The organism is Glycomyces dulcitolivorans (assembly GCF_003265355.1).
GTDB lineage: Bacteria > Actinomycetota > Actinomycetes > Mycobacteriales > Micromonosporaceae > Glycomyces > Glycomyces dulcitolivorans.
In genome coordinates, this window is sequence record NZ_QFRW01000070.1 from 5643 (window position 1) to 23727 (window position 18085).

An 18085-nucleotide genomic window follows, 5' to 3' on the forward strand; every position below is an offset into this window, starting at 1 on the left:
CCGCCGCCGACGTGTGGGTCCAGCGCCCCGAACCCGGCACCGGCGCGCCCCGGCCCGGCTACCTCATCGAACGCCTCTCCGACCCCGACGCGCCACCCATACGGCGGCCCTACCCGGCCTCGGACGTGCCCAACCTGATCGGGCGGCGCGTCTGGCACTGGACCGACGGCGTGTTCCGGGACGACTTCCGGTGCGTCTCAGAGCCGTTCGAGACCGACGGGGACTTCTGCGTGCGGGTGGTCGAGGAGCGCGCCTGGTACCGGTGGCGGCGCAGCGGCCAGGTCCCGAAGGCCCAGGACGCGTTCATCCACCACCTGTGGACCCAGTGAGCTTGCGGGGCACCGGCCCCCGAGGTCGGGTGTGCCGCTTCTCTGGGCCCCCGGCACAAGGGTGACGCAGGGGTCCGACAGTCGGCGGCGCTACGCCCGCCAGAGCGACAGCATCATCGCCTCCACGGCGATGCGCGGGCGCACGTTCGCTTCGATGGCCTTGCGGCAGTTCAGGATCGCGTCGATGCGGCGCAGGAGCGACTCGGCCGAGAGCTTCGAGGCCGCGGCGCGGGTCGTGTCGGCCATGTCCGGGTGGACCGGGTCGACGCGGGCGCCGAAGCCGGCAGCGAGGGCGTCGCGGTAGAACGCGGCGAGGTCGACCAGGGCCCGGTCGAGGGAGTCGCGCTGGGCGCGGGTGTCGCGGGTCTTCTGGCGCTTCTCCAGCTCCTTCAGGGCCGCCGCCGAGCCGCGGGCGGCCTTCGACGCGCCCTTGCCGGTGCCGCCCTTGCCGAGCGCGGTCTCCAGGGCCTCCTTCTCGGCCACGGACTGCTCGGTGTACGTGCCGGAGGCCTCGGCTTCGGCGGCCTCGATGAGTTCGACCGCGGCGGTGAAGCACGCGCCGAGGCCGGTCAGGCGCCGCGGGATCTGGAGGACGTCGTGGCGTTTCGCGCGCGCCTCCGCGTCGGTGGCGAGGCGCCGGGCGCGGCCGACGTGGCCCTGGGCGGCTGCGGCGAACAGCTCGGCTTCGCGGCGGTCGAGGCCGTCGCGGGCGACCAGGAGGTCGGCGATCGCGCCGGGCGGGGGCTGGCGCAGGTTCATGACGCGGCAGCGGGAGCGGATCGTCACCGAGATCTCGGCGGGGTTCACTGAGGGCGCGCACAGCAGGAACACGGTCCGCTCCGGCGGCTCCTCGACGGCTTTGAGCAGGGCGTTCGCGGCGGCTTCGGTGAGGCGGTCGGCGTCCTCGACGACGAGGACCTGCCAGGGGCCGGAGGTGGGGGCGCGGGAGGCGTCGAGGATGAGGCCGCGGACCTGGTCGACGCCGAGGGACAGGCCCTCGGGGATGACGCGGGTGACGTCGGGGTGGGTGCCGCCGAGGGCGGTGCGGCACGAATGGCATTCGCCGCAGCCGTTCTCGGGGCACTGGAGCGCGGCGGCGAACGCGACCGCGGCCGTGGACCTGCCGGACCCGGGCGGGCCGGTGAACAGCCACGCGTGGGTCATGCCGGTGCCGGCGGCGGCGTCGGCGAGGACCCGCCGGGCCTCGTCCTGGCCGACGAGCTCGTCGAAAACGCTCACGCCCGGCCGGCTTCCTCGGCGACGTTGTCCCAGCCGTACTCGGCGCCGCCGCGGTCGGCGTCCTTGTCGGAGTCCAGGCCCGGCCAGCCGGCGTCGGTGCGGGCGGTCTGGGTGCGGATGTCGAGGCGCTCGGCGACGGCCTCGCGGACCTTCGCGGCGATCTCGTCGGGCGTGCCGCCGTGGACGACGAGGTAGCGGCGGGGGTCGGCGGCGGCGAGGCCGAGGAACGCCTCGCGGACCCGCTCGTGGAACTCCAGGCGCTCCTGTTCGAGGCGGTCGCCTTCGCCGCCGGCCTTGGCGCGGTGCAGGCCCTGCGCGGGGTCGACGTCGAGGAGGACCGTGAGGTCGGGTTTGAGGCCGCCGGTGGCCCACTGGGAGACCCAGGCGACCTCGTCCTTGCCGAGGTCGCGGCCCGAGCCCTGGTAGGCGATGGAGGAGTCGATGTAGCGGTCGGAGACGACGACGGCGCCGCGTTCGAGGGCGGGCCGGACGACCTTCTCGACGTGCTGGGCGCGGTCGGCGGCGTACAGGAGGGCCTCGGCGCGCGGCGACGGCGCGGAGTCGCCGCCGGAGTCGAGGACGAGGGAGCGGATGCGCATGCCGATGTCGGTGGCGCCGGGCTCGCGGGTCAGGACCGCCTCGTAGCCGCGGAGTTTGAGCCAGGCGGCGAGCTTCACCGACTGGGTGGACTTGCCGGCGCCTTCGCCGCCTTCGAAGACCACGAAGAAGCCGTCGCTCTGGAGCGGCAGCGCCGCCGAGAGGGGGCGCCCGCGCAGGGAGGACCACAGGTCGGCGAAGACCGGGACGCCCGGCTTGTCGTCCATGGACCGGAACGCGGTGACGCCGAGCCAGACGACGAGGCCGGCGGCGACGAACAGGAGGATGCGGCTCATCGACACCTCGACCTGGGCGGCGCCGACGTTCAGCTGCCGGGCGGCCTGCCAGCCGGCGAGCGGGGCCGAGATCGTCATGGCGAGCATGAGGATGACGCGCGCGGAGACGGCGATGAACGCGAACATGCGGCCGCGGATCTCGTCCTCGGTCTCGCGCTGGAGGAGCGTGATCCCGGCGAGGAACGCCATGCCGGCGCCGAGGCCGATGACGACCGAGCCGAGGATCGAGAAGACCATGTGCGGGGCGACCGCGTCGAGCGCGAGGCCGGCGCCGGCGAGGACGATGCTCATGCCGAACCAGCGCAGGCGCGAGAGGTCGCCGACGAGCTTGGGGCCGAACGCGATCCCGCCGCCGAGGCCGAGGAAGAGGAACACCGCGAGGGTGTAGAACGCGGCGTCGCCGGCGCCGAGCGTGCCGGCGTAGACGGTGCCGACGCCGATGAGGATGCCCGCGCCGCTGAACGCGCCGAGCATGCCGAGGATGAGGCCGCGGACGCGTTCGGAGGTGCGCAGGTAGGACCAGCCCTCGACGAAGTCGTGCCAGACGCTCTGGGCCTTGGTCGCGACCTGGCCGTAGCGGCCGGAGATCTGCGGGATGAAGAAGTAGACGGTGACGGCGAGGATCGCGAACATGACCGCGTCGATGTACATCGCGAGGACCATCGGCTCGGCCCAGGAGCCGAGGTTCGACCAGACCGCGGAGCCGCGCTCCAGGATCGCGAGGACGGCGAACGCGAGGGGCGGGGCGATGCCGTAGGTGGTGGCGAGGCTGAGCTGGTTGGCGGCCTCGTACTTCTCCTGCGGGAGGAGGTTGGGGACCGCGGCCTCCTTCGCCGGGGACCAGATGAGGACGGCGGCCTCGATGCACAGCTGGGCGATCGCCAGCCACGTCACGGTGATCGCGGTGGAGCCGGTGACGAGGTAGACCGTGGGGACCGAGGCGATGAGCAGGCAGCGGGCGGTGTCGCACGCGGCCATGGTCTTGCGGCGGTCGAAGCGGTCTGCGAAGACGCCCGCGACGGGGCCGAGGACGAGGGACGGGAGCAGGCGGAGCACGATCGTCGCCGAGAACGCGGCGCCCTTCGCGGCCGGGTCGTCGAACAGGGACTGCGCGAAACCCGCGGTCGCGAACAGCGCGAGCCAGTCGCCGAAGGAGGCCAGCCCGAGCACGGTCCACAGCCGTCTGAACGGCTTGATCCGCAGCACCGTCTGGATGTCGGCAAGGGTGTTCGCCATGCTGCTCCTCGAAAGTCAGAGACCGCACCGGGTCGACTACGAGACTAGTCGGCCCGATGCGGCCATACGTCCCGGCGCGGTCGGATAGTGGCCCGCGACAGGGCCTGAATTCCGGTGCCTACGGGAGGCGGCGCGCGAGGTAGTCGCAGACGACGCCGTTGGCCTCGGCGATCGACGCCGAGCAGCCCTCCGGGTCGCGGCGGAAGGCCAGGCGGACCAGGGCCTGCCCGGTCTCGACGGCGACGGTGACGGTCTTGCCGAGCTCGTCGTCCCCGCCGATCCCGAAGCGCTGGGCGAGCCCGGCGAGGATCTGGTCGGCGATGACGTCGCCGCCGGTGGTGACCGCGTCGGCCCGGCCCGGGTCGATCGCGTCGGCCAGGTGGAGGACGCGGAAGCCGGGCGCCGTGCGGTACATGTGGACGTACTCGGCGATCGCGGCCTCCACCCCGCCCCGCCAGTCGGCGGGCGGCTCGGCGTCGAAGCGCGCGGTCAGGCGTTCGAAGTACAGGTCGATGTAGCGCTGGGACAGCGCCTCGGCGAGCGAGCGCTTGTCCCCGAAGAACTGGTAGACCGAGCCGATGGCGACGTCCGCGCGCTGCGCGATCGCGGTGGTCGAGAGCCGGTCGTAGCCGACCTCCTCGATCAGGTCGGCGGCGGCGTCGAGCATGCGGCGCACGCGGGCGGCCGACCGCTCCTGGACGGGCAGGCGGCGAAGCGAGTGCGTCTGACCGAACTTGGACACCGGCGACATCGTGGGCTGCCTTGCGGCGGGCACGGTTGCAGTGCTCATGGTGTTGTCTCCCCCCTGGTGATGACAAGTCTCCCCATCATGGACGACTTGCCCGGATTTGAGGCTCATTCCCGGTCGTGTCGCGAGAGAAATTCCGGCTTCCCCCGACCGAGTGTCACCAATCGGCCACGAAACGGAACGAAAACTCCACGTCGCCCATCGTCTTGCAGGAATGCGGAGTTGGTCACTCCCGCGCCTGCGGCGGTTGTGCCGGGACACCCCGCCACGGAAGGATTGCGAGGGTTTGGCGCGTTGCTCTAGGGGATGGCAACCGCGGGAGAGGAAAGACACGTGAATCAACGGCGCACACCGGCGTTCCGGGCCCGATGCCGCAAGCAGGCCGTCCACCGCGTCGCGATGGTCTCGGTCCACACCTCCCCCCTCGCGCAGCCCGGCACCGGCGACGCCGGCGGCATGAACGTGTACGTCCTCAACACCGCCCGCGAACTCGCCCGCGCCGGCGTCGAGGTCGAGATCTTCACCCGCGCCACCAGCTCCGAAGAGCCCCCCACGGTCGAGGCCGCCCCCGGCGTCCTCGTCCACCACCTCCCCGCCGGGCCCTTCGAGGGCCTGTCCAAGAACGACCTCCCCACGCAGCTGTGCGCCTTCACCGGCGGCCTCCTGCGCGCCGAGGCCCACAACCGGCCCGGCCACTACGACCTCATCCACGCCCACTACTGGCTCAGCGGCCAGGCCGCGTGGGTCGCGGCCGACCGGTGGAACGTCCCGCTCGTGCAGACCTTCCACACCCTCGCGAAGGTCAAGAACGCGCAGCTCGCCGACGGGGACTCGCCCGAGCCGATCGGGCGCGTCGTCGGCGAGGAGCAGATCACCACCGAGGCCGACCTCCTCATCGCCAACACCGCCGCCGAGGCCGGCGAGCTCCAGCGCTACTACGCCGCCGACGCCCGCCGCGTCGAAGTCGTCCACCCCGGCGTCGACCTCGGCGTCTTCCGCCCCGGCGACAAGACCGCCGCCCGCGAGGCCCTCGGGCTCCCCCGGGACGCCCTCGTCGTCGCGTTCGTCGGCCGCATCCAGCCCGCCAAGGCCCCCGACGTGCTCCTGCGCGGCCTCGCGCGCCTTCGCGTCCACGACCCGGCATTGGCGGAACGCATCGTTCCGGTGTTCGTCGGCGGGCCCTCCAACACCGACCTGTACTGGCTCCCCAAGCTCGCCGGGGAGCTCGGCCTCGGCGACCGCGTCCAGTGGCGCTCTCCGCGCTCGGGAGAAGCGCTCGCGCAGGTCTACCGGGCCGCCGACGCCGTCGCCGTCCCCAGCTACAACGAGTCGTTCGGCCTCGTCGCCCTCGAAGCCCAGGCCACCGGCACGCCCGTGATCGCCGCGAAGGTCGGCGGGCTCACCACGGCCGTCGCCGACGGCTCCTCCGGGCTCCTCGTCGACTCCCACCGCGCCGACGACTGGGCCGACGCCATCGGGCGCCTCATGCGCGACACCGCGCTGCGCGAGCGCCTCGCCGCCGGCACCCGCGCCCACGCCGCGCTCTTCTCGTGGCAGGCCACCGCCGAAGGCCTCGGCGCCGCCTACCGCCGCACCCTCCAGCGCCGCTCCCAGGCGATTACGCTGAACCGGTGATCGAGCGACTCACGGCCGCCCTCGACGAGATCGGCGCCGACTACCGCCTGGACACCCCGCGCTCGGCGGTCGTGACCCTCCCCGGCCGGCGCAAGCTCACCACCGAATGCGGCCTCGTCCTCGAAGACCACGCCCTCCGCGTCGAGGCGTTCGTCGCCCGCAGGCCCGAGGAGCACCACGAGGCGGTCTGGGCGGAGCTGCTGCGCCGCAACGGAAAGCTCTACGGCGTCGCCTTCGCGACCGACGGCAACGACGACATCCACCTCGTCGGGCGCCTGCCCTTCACCGCGATCGCCCCCGACGAGCTCGACCGCGTCCTCGGCCAGGTCCTCGAAGCCGCCGACGACACGTTCAACGTCATCCTCGAACTCGGCTTCAAGTCCTCGATCCAACAGGAGTGGCGCTGGCGCCTCGCCCGCGGCGAGTCCACCAGGAACCTCGAAGCGTTCGAGCATCTCCGCCCCGAGGGCTGACGGCGAAGGCGCGCTTCCCGAACCGGGAAGCGCGCCTTCGCATACGGTCGTTCTCAGGCGTCCGGGTTGTACTTCGCGTGGCAGGTGAATCCCCAGCCCGCGGTGGCCCACGCCTGGGCCCAGTCGCCGGGGCCGGCGGTGACGGTGTTGACCGAGTTGCCGATCATCGCGGTGGCGGAGTGGACGTTGTCCGGGTGCTTGTAATTGGAGTAGCAGGCCTTGAGGCCGCTGCTGCCGTCGATGCCGCTGCCGTAGCACCAGGTACCCCCGTCGACGTCCTGGCAGCCGTCCTCCTCGATCGCCACGAGGCCGAGCGGCTCGGCCTGCGCGGCCCCGGCGCCGCTGAGCAGCATGACCGCGGCCGCAGCCGCAGCGAAGATGCCTTGCTTCACCCGCTTCATTGCAGGTTCCCCCTTGAGTTCCCTTGGGCCGCTTGCTATCGAGCCCTTGCCGCCGGTGCGGCGGCCCAGTCGAAACTACCGGAGCGCACCGCGGCCCACAGGCGCTTCACCGAATCGGGCTCACGTGTCGGAAACGCGACTGTGATGGCGACGGCCGCCACACCTTCGCGGCGACCGGGGGGCCGCTCGGGCGGCGAGGCGGCAGGATAGGGGGCATGACCTACACTCTCGTGCTGCTTCGCCACGGCGAAAGCGAATGGAACGCCAAGAACCTGTTCACCGGCTGGGTCGACGTCAAGCTGTCGGCCTCGGGCGAGGACGAGGCGCGCCGGGGCGGGCGGCTGCTCGCCGAGGCGGACCTGCTCCCCGACGTCGTGCACACCTCGCTGCTGCGCCGCGCCATCAACACCTCCGAGCTGGCGCTGGCCGAGGCCGCCCGCTCGTGGATCCCGGTCAAGCGGTCGTGGCGGCTCAACGAGCGCCACTACGGGGCGCTCCAGGGCAAGGACAAGGCCGCGACGCTCGCCGAGTTCGGCGAGGAGCAGTTCATGATCTGGCGCCGCTCGTACGACGTGCCGCCGCCGGTCATCGCGGCGGGCTCGGAGTTCTCGCAGGACGGGGACGCGCGCTACGCGGACCTGGCGCCCGAGGTCCGGCCCGGCACCGAGTGCCTCAAGGACGTGCTCGACCGGATGCTCCCCTACTGGTACGACGGCATCGTCCCGGACCTGAAGTCCGGCAAGACCGTGCTCGTCGCCGCGCACGGGAACTCGCTGCGGGCGCTCGTCAAGCACCTCGACGGGATCTCCGACGACGCGATCGTGAAGCTGAACATCCCCACGGGCATGCCGCTCAAGTACGAGCTGGACGAGGAGACCCTCAAGCCTGTGAAGGCCGGCGGGGAGTACCTCGACCCCGAGGCCGCCGCCGAGGCGGCTGCCGCGGTCGCCGCGCAGGGGAAGAAATAAGCGAAATGCGCGCTCGCGGTTAACGGAGCGTGACATCGATAACGGCCCGGTGCTCGACGCCGGGCCGTTTCGTGCTTAATCTGGGGTCGTGGCCCACAACGAACCGCAGCCCAAGAGCCTCGGGAGAGGCGTCGGGCGCGTGCTGACAGGTCTCGCCGCAGGTGCCGCTTTCGGCGCCGCCGCGACCGCCCTCATGCGGATCAGGCACCGGGGCGCGCCCCACCCGGAGCCCCGCACCGCCCCCGTGCACGACACGCGTCCCTGGGAGGCCGCGGTCGGCCTGCTGAGGACGGGCGTGTGCCTGGTCGACGACCACAACCGCGTCCTCTACACGAACCGCGCGGCCCGGGACCTGGGCCTGGTCGACGACCACGAGATCGTGTCGCTGACGCTGCGGGCGCTGCTCGCGCAGGCGCGGCGCTCCGGACGCTACCGGGACGCCGAGATCGAGGTCCCCAAGCAGGTCATGGGCGAGCCGAGCGCGGTGAGCGTGCGCATCACGCCGCTGCCCGACGGCGTGTCGGTGGCCGAGTTCCAGGACATCTCCGAGCTGCACCGCCTGGAGCGGGTGCGCCGCGACTTCGTGGCGAACATCAGCCACGAGCTGAAGACCCCCGTGGGCGCGATGCAGATCCTGTCCGAGGCGCTCAAGGACGCCGCGGAGGACCCCGACGCGGCCGCGCGGTTCGCCGACCGCATCCGCTCCGAGTCGAAGCGCATGAACCACCTGGTCACCGACCTGCTGGAGCTGTCGCGGCTCCAGGGCGCGGAGAAGCTGCCGGACCCCGAGCCGGTCGAGGTCGACCGGATCGTGATGGAGGCGTTCGACCAGACGCGGATAGCGGCCGAGGAGAAGAGCATCGAGCTGCTGCTGACGGGCGTCGAGGACACCGAGGTGCTCGGGAACGAGCCGCAGCTCGTCACCGCCGTGAAGAACCTCGTCGGCAACGCCATCTCCTATTCACCTGAGAACACGGCCGTGGAGGTGGAGATCTCGGTACAGTCCCCGACGGGGCATCTGGCGGGGGTCAAGATGGTGTGCATCTCGGTGCGCGACCAGGGCATCGGCATCCCCGCGGAGGAGCTGGACCGGATCTTCGAGCGGTTCTACCGGGTGGACGCGGCCAGGTCGCGCGCGACGGGCGGCACCGGCCTCGGCCTGGCGATCGTCAAACATGTGGCCGTCAATCACGGGGGTAGGGTGGAAGTGTCCAGTATGCCCGATGCCGGGTCAGTGTTTACCTTGATGTTGCCTGCGCGTTCCCTTCCGTCCGACGCCATGGCACCGGACTCGGCTGAAATCGGAACAAGCCAGCAAGCCGCCCGTTAGGAAGGTTCACTCGTGACCCGCGTTCTCGTAGTTGAAGACGAGGAATCGTTCTCCGATGCCCTCTCCTACATGCTCCGCAAGGAGGGCTTCGAGGTGGCGGTCGCCGCTGACGGCGACGCCGCCATCAAGGAGTACGAGCGCGCCGGCGCCGACGTGGTCCTGCTCGACCTGATGCTGCCGGAGAAGTCCGGCACGGAGGTCTGCCGCGAGCTCCGCGCCAACTCGAACGTGCCGATCATCATGGTCACGGCCCGGGACTCCGAGGTCGACAAGGTGGTGGGCCTCGAACTGGGCGCCGACGACTACATCACGAAGCCGTACTCGTCGCGCGAGCTGGTGGCGCGCATCCGCGCGGTCCTGCGCCGCTCGGCCGAGCCCGACGACCCGATCGTCACGGTCCTGGAGGCCGGGCCGGTCCGCATGGACGTCGACCGGCACACGGTCACCGTCGGCGGCGGCGACGTCCAGCTGCCGCTCAAGGAGTTCGAGCTGTTGGAGATGCTGCTGCGCAACGCCGGGCGCGTCCTCACCCGCGGCCAGCTCATCGACCGCGTCTGGGGCGCGAACTACGTGGGCGACACCAAGACCCTCGACGTGCACGTCAAGCGCCTGCGCTCGAAGATCGAGCCCGAGCCGGGCAAGCCGCGGCACCTCGTCACGGTCCGCGGCCTGGGGTACAAGTTCGACCCGCACGCGTAGGCGTTCACCCCGGGTTCACCCCGGAACGAACCTCTGACAACGCTTTCCGGACCGGATAGGGTGCACAGGTGACCTACCTTCCCGCGGACGACCGCTACGAGTCCATGCCCTACCGCCGCTCCGGACGCAGCGGCCTCAAGCTGCCGGCGGTCTCCCTCGGCCTGTGGCACAACTTCGGCCACACCCGGCCGCTGGACACCCAGCGGGCGATCGTGCGGCGCGCCTTCGACCTCGGCGTGACCCACTTCGACCTCGCCAACAACTACGGCCCGCCGGCCGGGAGCGCCGAGGAGAACTTCGGGCGCCTCTACGCCCAGGACCTGAAGTCGCACCGCGACGAGATCGTCGTGTCCTCCAAGGCCGGGTACTACATGTGGCCCGGCCCGTACGGCGAATGGGGCTCGCGCAAGTACCTCGTGTCCTCGCTCGACCAGTCCCTGGAGCGCCTGGGCCTGGACTACGTCGACGTGTTCTACCACCACCGGCCCGATCCCGACACGCCCCTGGAGGAGACCATGGGCGCGCTCGACGCGATCGTGCGCTCGGGCAAGGCCCTGTACGTCGGCGTCTCCAACTACACGTCCGAGCAGGTCAGGGCCGCCGCCGCGATCCTGCGGGACCTCGGTACGCCGCTGCTCATCGACCAGCCGCGCTACTCGATGTTCGACCGCCGCATCGAGGACGACCACCTCCTCGACGCCCTCGAAGAGGTCGGCGCCGGCTGCATCGTGTTCAGCCCCCTGGAGCAGGGCGTCCTCACCGACCGGTACCTCAAGGGCGTCCCCTCCGACTCGCGCGCCGCCACCAGCCACTTCCTCGACGAGGACCGCCTCGACGAGAAGACCATGGCGAAAGTGAAGGCCCTCAACGAGATCGCCGCCTCCCGCGGCCAGTCGCTGGCCCAGACCGCGCTCGCCTGGGCCCTGCGCGACGACCGCATGACCAGCGTCATCATCGGCGCCAGCAGCGTCAAGCAGCTGGAGGACAACGTCGCCGCGACCGCGAACCTCGCCTTCACCGCCGACGAGCTCGCCGCCATCGACGCCGCCTCCATCGGATAGCAAGCGCCGCAACGCATCCCGCGGGACCCCTGACTTTCGGGGGTCCCGCGGTTAGTACCTCGGTATGAAACGCGGGCCGGAAAAGTTCCGCCTGAAGTCGGAAGCAGCGAGACTTCCGGTTCCATACGATTTCGGTATGACCGTTTCACGGACCGCCCTCCGCCCGCCGAGCAACCGGTTCGACCCGCGCACCGTCCCCTGGTGGCGGGTCCAGTGGCTCATCACGACCGCCGTCCCCGTCGTGCCCCTGGCGGTCCTCGGCCTCCTCATCCCGCCCGCCCGCCTCTGGCTCCTCGTCCCCGCCGCCGCGATCCTCGTCCTCGGCCTCGCCGCGGCACTGGCGCTGCCGGTGTGGTGGCACCGCGTGCACCGCTGGGAGGTCACCGACACCGCCGTGTACACCCTCACCGGGTACTTCTGGCGCACCTGGCGGATCGCCCCGATGTCGCGCATCCAGACCGTCGACACCACGCAGGGACCCGTGCAGCGCTCCTTCAGACTGTCCACTGTGGTCGTCACTACCGCGTCGTCGGCGGGCGCGGTGAAACTCGAAGGCCTCGACCAGGAGGAGGCCGCGGCCCTGGCCGAACGCCTCACCGAACTCACCGACGCGACCCCCGGAGACGCGACGTGACCGAGTTGCAGCCCAACAGCATTGGACCCGACGCCGATACCGGCGAGGCGGCCGCCCCGGTCGACACCGGCGAACTCTGGCGCAGGCTCCACCGCGACGGCCTCAAGGTCACCGCCCTGTACATGGCCGGCGTCATGATCGGCGCCGGCGTGCCCGCCGCGATCGCCATCGGCTCCGGACCCGGCCTGCTCATCGCGCTCGCGTTCGTCGTCCCCGGCGCCGCGCTCGTCATCGGCGCGGTCGTCGGCTACGAGGCGATCCGCCTGCGCGTCACCAGGTACCACGTCACCGACCTGCGCATGGAGATGCACACCGGTGTCCTGTTCAAGACCCGCCGCTCGCTCATGCGCGAACGCATCCGCTCGGTCGACCTCACCGCCAACCCCCTCGAACGCGTCTTCGGCCTCGCGAAGGTCAAGGTCGGCACCGGCGAGACCGGCAGCGGCTCCGGATCGACGAGCGAGCAGACCCTCACCCTCGACTCCGTCGACCGCGACGAGGCCGAACGGCTCCGCACCGAACTGCTCCGCCGCGCCGCCGTCGACACCGGCGACGACCGCGAGCAGCGCCTCGCCACCTGGGAACCGGGCTGGCTCAAGTACGCGCCCCTGTCGTTCCTCACCCCGATGCTCGCGGGCGCCGCGGTCGGCGGCACCTTCCAGGTCGCCGACTGGTTCGGCAAGGGCGGCCTGCCAGTCGAGATCGTCGGAAACCTCGTCGAGGACCACGGTCCCTGGACGGTCCTCGGCCTCGGCCTGGTCGGCCTCCTCGTCCTCGGCGCCGTCGCCAGCCTCGCCCTCCAAGGCGAAGCCTGGTGGGGCCACCGCCTCGATCGCGAACCCGGCGGCACCCTCCGCGTCCGCCGCGGCCTCCTCGTCTCCCGCTCCCTCAGCCTCGAAGAGGAGCGCATCCGCGGCATCGAGATCGTCGAACCCCTCGGCGTCCGCTCCGCAGGCGCCGGCCGCCTCGACGTCGTCGCCATCGGCCTCAAGACCGACGAGCAGGGCAGCGACCTGAGCACCCTCGTCCCCGCCGCCCCGCTCCCCGCCGTCGCCAGCGCGGCCGAAGCGGTCATCGGCCCGGTCGACTGCGATCTCACCGTCCACCCCCGCACGGCCCGCACCCGCCGCCTGCGCTGGGCGGTGATCGCAGTGGTGATCCTCGCGATTGCCGCAACGGTGCCGCACCTGCTGTGGCAGCTCCCAGCACTGCTGAGCGCCGCGATAGTCCTTGCGGCCGTGCTCAGTTCCGCATTCTCGCTGTGGACAGCCTTCGACTCATACCGATCCCTCGGCCACGCGCTAACCGCTCGCCACCTGATCTCAAGGCGAGGCAGCACCAGGCGCGCCACGGTCCATCTCGACCGCTCGGGGATCATCGGCTGGCGCATCACGCAGTCGGTGTTCCAGCAGCGCATGGGCCTCATGACCCTCGACGCGACCACGGCGGCCGGCAAGGGCCATTACGCGGTCATCGACGCCGACGAGCACGAGATCCTCGACTTCGCCGACGAGGCCGTTCCGGATCTGCTGCGGCCCTTCCTGGTCAGGTCACCGGAATGACCGGAGCGCTGCTTCCCCGGGCGCCTCCTCGGCGCGGATGAGGGCCTCGATGTCCCCCACGCGGTCCCAGGTGTTGACGGCCATCCCCGCGAGGACCCGCCCGGCCTTTGTCCAGAAGACGACGAACTCCAGCGACTCGACGTCTCCGGACACCACGACCTCGTCGTAGGAGTCGGGCCCGGCCACGAATCCAAGATATTCCATACCGAGGTCGTACTGATCGGTAAAGAAGTACGGCAGCTTGTCGAACACTTCACCCGACCCGAGCGCGGCCTTGGCGGCGTGCACACCCGTGTCGATCGCAGTCTGCCAGTGCTCCACGCGGATGGGCCGCCCGTAGTGCGGATAGGGAGCGCTAGCGATGTCCCCAGCAGCCCAAACGTCAGAGGCACTGGTCCGCAAGGTCTCATCCACAGCAACCCCACCTCCAAGCTCCCGCCCACGAAGCTCAAGCCCACCCGAAGCGGCCAACCCCGCATTAGGCGAGACACCGACCGCGACAAGCACCAAGTCAGCCTCGACTCGCTCCCCGTCGGTCGTCTCGACCCCGACGGCGCGGCCGTCCTCCCCTAGGATCTTCGCAATCTCGGTGCGCCGTCGCAGGTCAACGCCCTTATCAATATGGAGCTGTGCGAACACCAGCCCCATCTCAGGCCCGAGAACCCGTTCGAGCGGCTGCGCGCCCATCCCGAACAGCGTCACGTCCCGCCCGAGCTGCCTCGCCGACGCCGCGACCTCCATCCCGATCCACCCGTCCCCGACGATCACGACCCGCCCCTCACCACCCTTGAGCTCGGCCGCAAGCAGGTCCGCGTCCTCGACCGTCCGCAGCAAGTGCACCCCGCCCAGGTCCCCACCGGGCACCGGCAGCGCCCTGGGCGTCGACCCAGTCGCGATGATCAGCTTCGAATAGTCCAGCCCGCTCCCATCGGCCAGCGCGAGCCGGTGCCCCGAGGTGTCGAGCCCGGTCGCAGGTACGCCCACCCGCAGGTCCGCATTCTGCCGGTACCAGTCCTCGTCGACGGTGAACAGCGCGGAGCGGTCGGCGTCTCCCCGCAGGTAGTCCTTGGACAACGGCGGCCGCTCATACGGCCGGTGCGGCTCCCCGGTCACGACGACGAGATCGCCCTCAAACTCCTCGTCGCGGAGTGTCTGCGCTGCTTTAGAGGCGGCGAGCCCGCCTCCGACGATGACGAACGGTGCACTGCTCATGAGCAACTCCGGCTTCCGTAGACGGCTGGTCCGCCTCCCATTCTTACGCCGAACGGGTGACCCCAGGAAGCTCTCCCCACACTCACCGCCCCCGAATAATTCACTCCTCGCCCATATTCGGAAGTCCGGGGTTCAGCTCGGCCTCAAACTGCGGGTGGACCCACAGGTACCCGCTCCGGGTGCGGACCCGGACGAGCCCGCCGAAGGTGGGGTCCTTTTCGCGGATGAGGCGGTGAAGTTCGCGGAGCTGGTCGGCCACAGAGTCGCCGGCCCGCATTTCGACCTCGTGATACTCGGTGTAGGGCCGCATGACCCGGAGGGCATTGCGCACCGCACCTCGCCGAAAAGGCGGGGCCTGTTGGATCACAGGCTGTACTGCAGCATCCCCTGGCGCCAGCGAATGCACAGATTCAAGAAGTATCCCCATTGCACCCACCCAACGGCCGGACCTTTCGATCCATTCCTTCGGAATTTCAACGGGAACTACTCCCGAATTCTGGTCACTGTTCAACTGCCACAACGGCTTCCGCGAATACTCACACCACAGGAGCACATTGAAGCGAACGCTGGCGGCGTCTCGTCGCCCAGGGAGGGATTCAAGATTGAGGATCCGGGGTCCAGCCGGAGCTTCGTCAGCAAGCGCCTTGAGCATGGTTTGGAAGTCGGACTCATTCCGGCTGAGCATCATCGATGCTTCGAGGTGTTCTTCCCGTCGATCACTGGCCGCCAGCCGCCATATCAGCTCACTTCTGCCCACAAAGTCCGAATCAAGGACTCGCTCGAAGACCTCGGCTAGCCGGTCGTTAGGTGCAGCGGGTTCGGCGACTCCGCTCAGCAGAGCACGGATCGACACGTCTTCATCGCATGAGGTACAGGTGATCTCGGGCTTGCCCTTCATGCGCCGGTTGAAGAGGCGCTCGACTTCCCACTGTCCTTGCCCGGTGGCGTCGGGGTCGTTGCAGAATCCGCCGCAGGTGACGAAGTTGTGGACCTTCACGCCCTGCCAGAACTCGGCGACGTGGCTGCGCACCTCCTCAAGGATCATGGTGAGGAAGTACTCGGGGGCGACCGCCTTGACCGAGACCGTGAGCTGCTTGCGCTCCAGACGGATGAGAGCCCTGCCGTGGAGGCCGTGGTCGATGACGAGCCCGTTGGTCCAGTGGAGGCTCTGCTCATACTGCTCGCGGCCGAGCGAGAACTGGTGCAGCCGAACAATAAGGCGGTAGATGAGCCCTTCAGGGATGTGGAAGTTGCCAGAGGCGTCGCTGAACTTGCAGATCCGGGTCTGGACGGGCAGGTCGCGGCCGTGGTCCTCCCACTCCCCCAAAGCCGGGGTCCGCGGATCGACCAGTTGGGCGATGAGGCTCGTCGGCGGCCGACCGCCATGCCCGCCTCCGCCGACTCGGTAGGAGATCTCATACTCCTCCATGAGCCGCAACAGGACTCGATGGACCTTCTCGGGGTATCGCAGGTGCGGCGGGTTGGCCGGGTCGTTCCAGATGTGTTTGAGGCGTGAGTGCTCCACGAGGCCGTGATTTCGGACGGTCTCGGGATCGTCGATCACCAGGCTCACCGCAGCACTGAGCCAGTCGCCCTTGAGGACTACAAGCTGGTCGAGACCAGGGATGTCTGGGTAGTAGCACCAGTGGCCGAGGTCGGTCGCCACGGTCGCGAGGGTTTTCGCGGAGGCTTCACTGAGTCCGTGTTCGGCGGCGCGGACGAGGTAGTCGTGGTATTCCAGATACGGCTCGGGCGCCTGCCGCAGGCCGTCCTGGAACCGGCGCCAACTGCCCGGCAGCTTCCGGGAGAAGTACGGGAGGCCAGCGGCAGTGCGTTGTACAGCGGCCTTCAGGTCCTCGATGCCTGCGCCGGTGCTGCTGTCGACATGGTGGAAGTCGACGATGACGTCACCGTGGGCCTGCCGAAGCCGCATCTCATCGATGTGAGCGAACCGGTCCTTGGGACCGCCGTGGGTCGCAACGACATGGATGCGGATGTCGTCTCCGGCCCGGCGGCGGATCAGGTCGATCCATTCTTCGACGTTGTCCTGCCGCGGTCCGTGTCGGGGTTTCCAGACCACGAGGTAGACGGCCGGTGCGGTGAAGAACAGCTGGTGGGTCGGGCGGTAGGTCTCCTGGCCGCCGAAGTCCCAGGTGTTCAGTACGCACTCGTCGGGGGTTCCCTGCGAGAGGGTCAATGGCCTGACCTCGATGCCGTGCGTCGATGATCGGTCGGCCTCGAACGGTTCGCCGAGCATCGCGGACAGCAAGGTGCTCTTGCCAACCGCGCCTTCCCCGACAAGCACCAGTTTCGCTTCACGGACCGCAACGCCGTCGGACGCGACCTCCTTCAGGAAGGTCATGAGCCCGTCTACGTGGCTCGACTGGGCAGCCGCCATCTCGGGAGGCAGGGGATTCCGTTCCGCGGAGAACTTCGTCAGACGGGGCAGCGCGGCGATGCTCTCGGGGAGCGAACGCAGCGTATTGCCGTCGAGTTGGAGCGTGGTGAGACTGGTCAGGTTCCCGATGGTGTCGGTGAGCGCCGGCAGTTCATTGCCGTTGAGGTCGAGTGTGGCGAGTGCGAAGAGCGCACCGATGGACTCCGGCAGCCTGGTGAGCCGGTTGTAGTTGAGGTGGAGCCTGGTGAGCCTGGTGAGGTTCCCGATCGATTCTGGCAGCGAGGCCAACCGGTTGTTGGAGAGGTCTAGTGAGGTGAGCTCGGTGAGGTTCCCGATCGATTCTGGCAGCGAGGCCAACCGGTTGAAGGAAGGATCGAACTCGGTGAGATCGGTCAGGTCCCCGATCGAGTCCGGCAGTGCCTCGATGTCGTTGTCCCAGAATGTGAGGGAAGTAAGCAAGGTGAGCTTGCCGATCGAGTCGGGCAGGGAACGCAGGTCGTTGTCGCGGAGCAGGAGACTGGTGAGTGCGGTCAGCCGTCCGATCCCCTCCGGCAGCGCTACGAGTCGATTGCCGGTGAGGTCGAGGGCGGTCAGTTCGGTGAGATCTTGGATGGTCTCGGGCAGTTCGGTGAGCCGGTTCTCGCTGAGGTTCAATCTCGAAAGCTTGGTGAGGTTCCCGATCGACTCGGGTAGGGAGGCCAGGCGGTTGGAGTTGATCGTCAGCTCGGTGAGGCCGACGAGATTCCCCAATGTCTCCGGAAGCGCCTTCAGGTCGTTGCCGTGTAGTTCCAGCACTCGGAGATTGGCTAGACGACCGATCGACTCAGGCAGCGCTCGAAGGTCGTTCCCGTGGAGGATGAGCTCGGTGAGGGCGGTCAGGTTCCCGATCGAGTCAGGAATCGCTTCGAGATCGTTGCGGGAGATGTCGAGTTCTGCGAGCGCGATCAGCTCGCCGAACGACTCCGGAAGTACGGTCAGCCAACTGTTGTCGAGGTCGAGGACTCTCAGCGACCGGAGGTGGCCGAAGGAGTCGGGCAACGCCCGCAACCGGTTCTCATACAGGTCGAGTTTGGTGAGGGCGGTGAGGGCGCCGATCGATTCCGGCAGCGAAGTCAACCGGTTGTCCCTCAAGTCGAGCTCAGTGAGCCAGGTGAGTTCGCAGATCTCTTCGGGGAGCTCCGTGAGGTCGAGGTCGGAGAGGTCAAGGACGGTCTGCTTGGTGCGCTTGGCTTCTTGGATGCGGCGTAGGGCCTCGTCAAGCATTGAG

The 18085-nt window shown here is 69.5% G+C and carries 14 protein-coding genes and 1 pseudogene; 9 read left to right on the top strand and 6 right to left on the bottom strand.

The features are described from left to right. A pseudogene (locus DI269_RS26805) lies at positions 1-329 on the top strand (hypothetical protein); the annotation flags it as partial. Positions 330-419: 90 nt separating this feature from the next. Here DI269_RS26805 and DI269_RS05555 read toward each other — a convergent pair. From DI269_RS05555 to DI269_RS05565, 3 genes are all read right to left on the bottom strand, one after another. After that, entirely contained in the window at positions 420-1568 is a 1149-nt protein-coding gene (locus DI269_RS05555) for a DNA polymerase III subunit delta' (protein ID WP_112134122.1), read from the bottom strand. Continuing rightward, positions 1565-3697: a dTMP kinase gene (gene tmk, locus DI269_RS05560; RefSeq protein ID WP_112134123.1), complete on the bottom strand. Its 2133-nt coding sequence runs from the start codon at positions 3695-3697 to the stop codon at positions 1565-1567. The genes DI269_RS05555 and tmk overlap by 4 nt, the downstream gene beginning before the upstream one ends. A 118-nt stretch (positions 3698-3815) precedes the next feature. Continuing rightward, positions 3816-4487: a TetR/AcrR family transcriptional regulator gene (locus tag DI269_RS05565; RefSeq protein ID WP_198667181.1), complete on the bottom strand. Its 672-nt coding sequence runs from the start codon at positions 4485-4487 to the stop codon at positions 3816-3818. Between the two features lie 357 nt (positions 4488-4844). On the opposite strand from DI269_RS05565, the gene mshA reads away from it, so the two are divergent. Together mshA and DI269_RS05575 are read left to right on the top strand one after the other, a co-directional pair. Further along, positions 4845-6080 carry a D-inositol-3-phosphate glycosyltransferase gene (gene mshA / locus DI269_RS05570; RefSeq protein ID WP_408612270.1) on the top strand — a complete coding sequence of 412 codons (1236 nt, stop codon included), beginning with the start codon at positions 4845-4847 and terminating at the stop codon, positions 6078-6080. Then, a complete protein-coding gene (locus tag DI269_RS05575) occupies positions 6077-6553 on the top strand; it encodes a type III secretion system chaperone family protein (protein WP_112134126.1) in 477 nt (158 codons plus the stop codon). Before mshA ends, DI269_RS05575 begins: the two co-directional genes overlap by 4 nt. 53 nt (positions 6554-6606) lie before the next feature. Here the strand turns inward: DI269_RS05575 and DI269_RS05580 are convergent, their stop codons facing one another. Then, positions 6607-6954 (bottom strand): lactococcin 972 family bacteriocin, encoded by a 348-nt coding sequence (locus DI269_RS05580; protein WP_112134127.1) that lies wholly within the window; start codon positions 6952-6954, stop codon positions 6607-6609. A gap of 215 nt (positions 6955-7169) precedes the next feature. Between DI269_RS05580 and DI269_RS05585 the strand changes: the two genes are divergently transcribed. From DI269_RS05585 to DI269_RS05610, 6 genes are all read left to right on the top strand, one after another. Then, entirely contained in the window at positions 7170-7922 is a 753-nt protein-coding gene (locus tag DI269_RS05585) for a phosphoglyceromutase (RefSeq protein WP_112134128.1), read from the top strand. Between the two features lie 88 nt (positions 7923-8010). Then, positions 8011-9252, top strand: a complete 1242-nt coding sequence (locus tag DI269_RS05590; RefSeq protein WP_112134129.1) for a sensor histidine kinase — start codon at positions 8011-8013, stop codon at positions 9250-9252. 12 nt (positions 9253-9264) lie between these two features. Further along, a complete protein-coding gene (locus DI269_RS05595) occupies positions 9265-9951 on the top strand; it encodes a response regulator transcription factor (protein WP_091048759.1) in 687 nt (228 codons plus the stop codon). 68 nt (positions 9952-10019) lie between these two features. Further along, a complete protein-coding gene (mgrA, locus tag DI269_RS05600) occupies positions 10020-11012 on the top strand; it encodes an L-glyceraldehyde 3-phosphate reductase (RefSeq protein ID WP_112134130.1) in 993 nt (330 codons plus the stop codon). 136 nt (positions 11013-11148) lie between these two features. Further along, positions 11149-11646 (top strand): PH domain-containing protein, encoded by a 498-nt coding sequence (locus DI269_RS05605; protein WP_112134131.1) that lies wholly within the window; start codon positions 11149-11151, stop codon positions 11644-11646. Beyond that, entirely contained in the window at positions 11643-13208 is a 1566-nt protein-coding gene (locus tag DI269_RS05610; protein ID WP_198667182.1) for a PH domain-containing protein, read from the top strand. The genes DI269_RS05605 and DI269_RS05610 overlap by 4 nt, the downstream gene beginning before the upstream one ends. On the opposite strand, the gene DI269_RS05615 is transcribed toward DI269_RS05610, so the two are convergent. Together DI269_RS05615 and DI269_RS05620 are read right to left on the bottom strand one after the other, a co-directional pair. Next, a complete protein-coding gene (locus DI269_RS05615) occupies positions 13197-14420 on the bottom strand; it encodes an NAD(P)/FAD-dependent oxidoreductase (RefSeq protein ID WP_112134148.1) in 1224 nt (407 codons plus the stop codon). The two genes, DI269_RS05610 and DI269_RS05615, sit on opposite strands and share 12 nt — an antisense overlap. Before the next feature lie 100 nt (positions 14421-14520). Beyond that, positions 14521-18081, bottom strand: a complete 3561-nt coding sequence (locus tag DI269_RS05620; protein ID WP_112134132.1) for a leucine-rich repeat domain-containing protein — start codon at positions 18079-18081, stop codon at positions 14521-14523. Between the last annotated feature and the right edge of the window lie 4 nt (positions 18082-18085).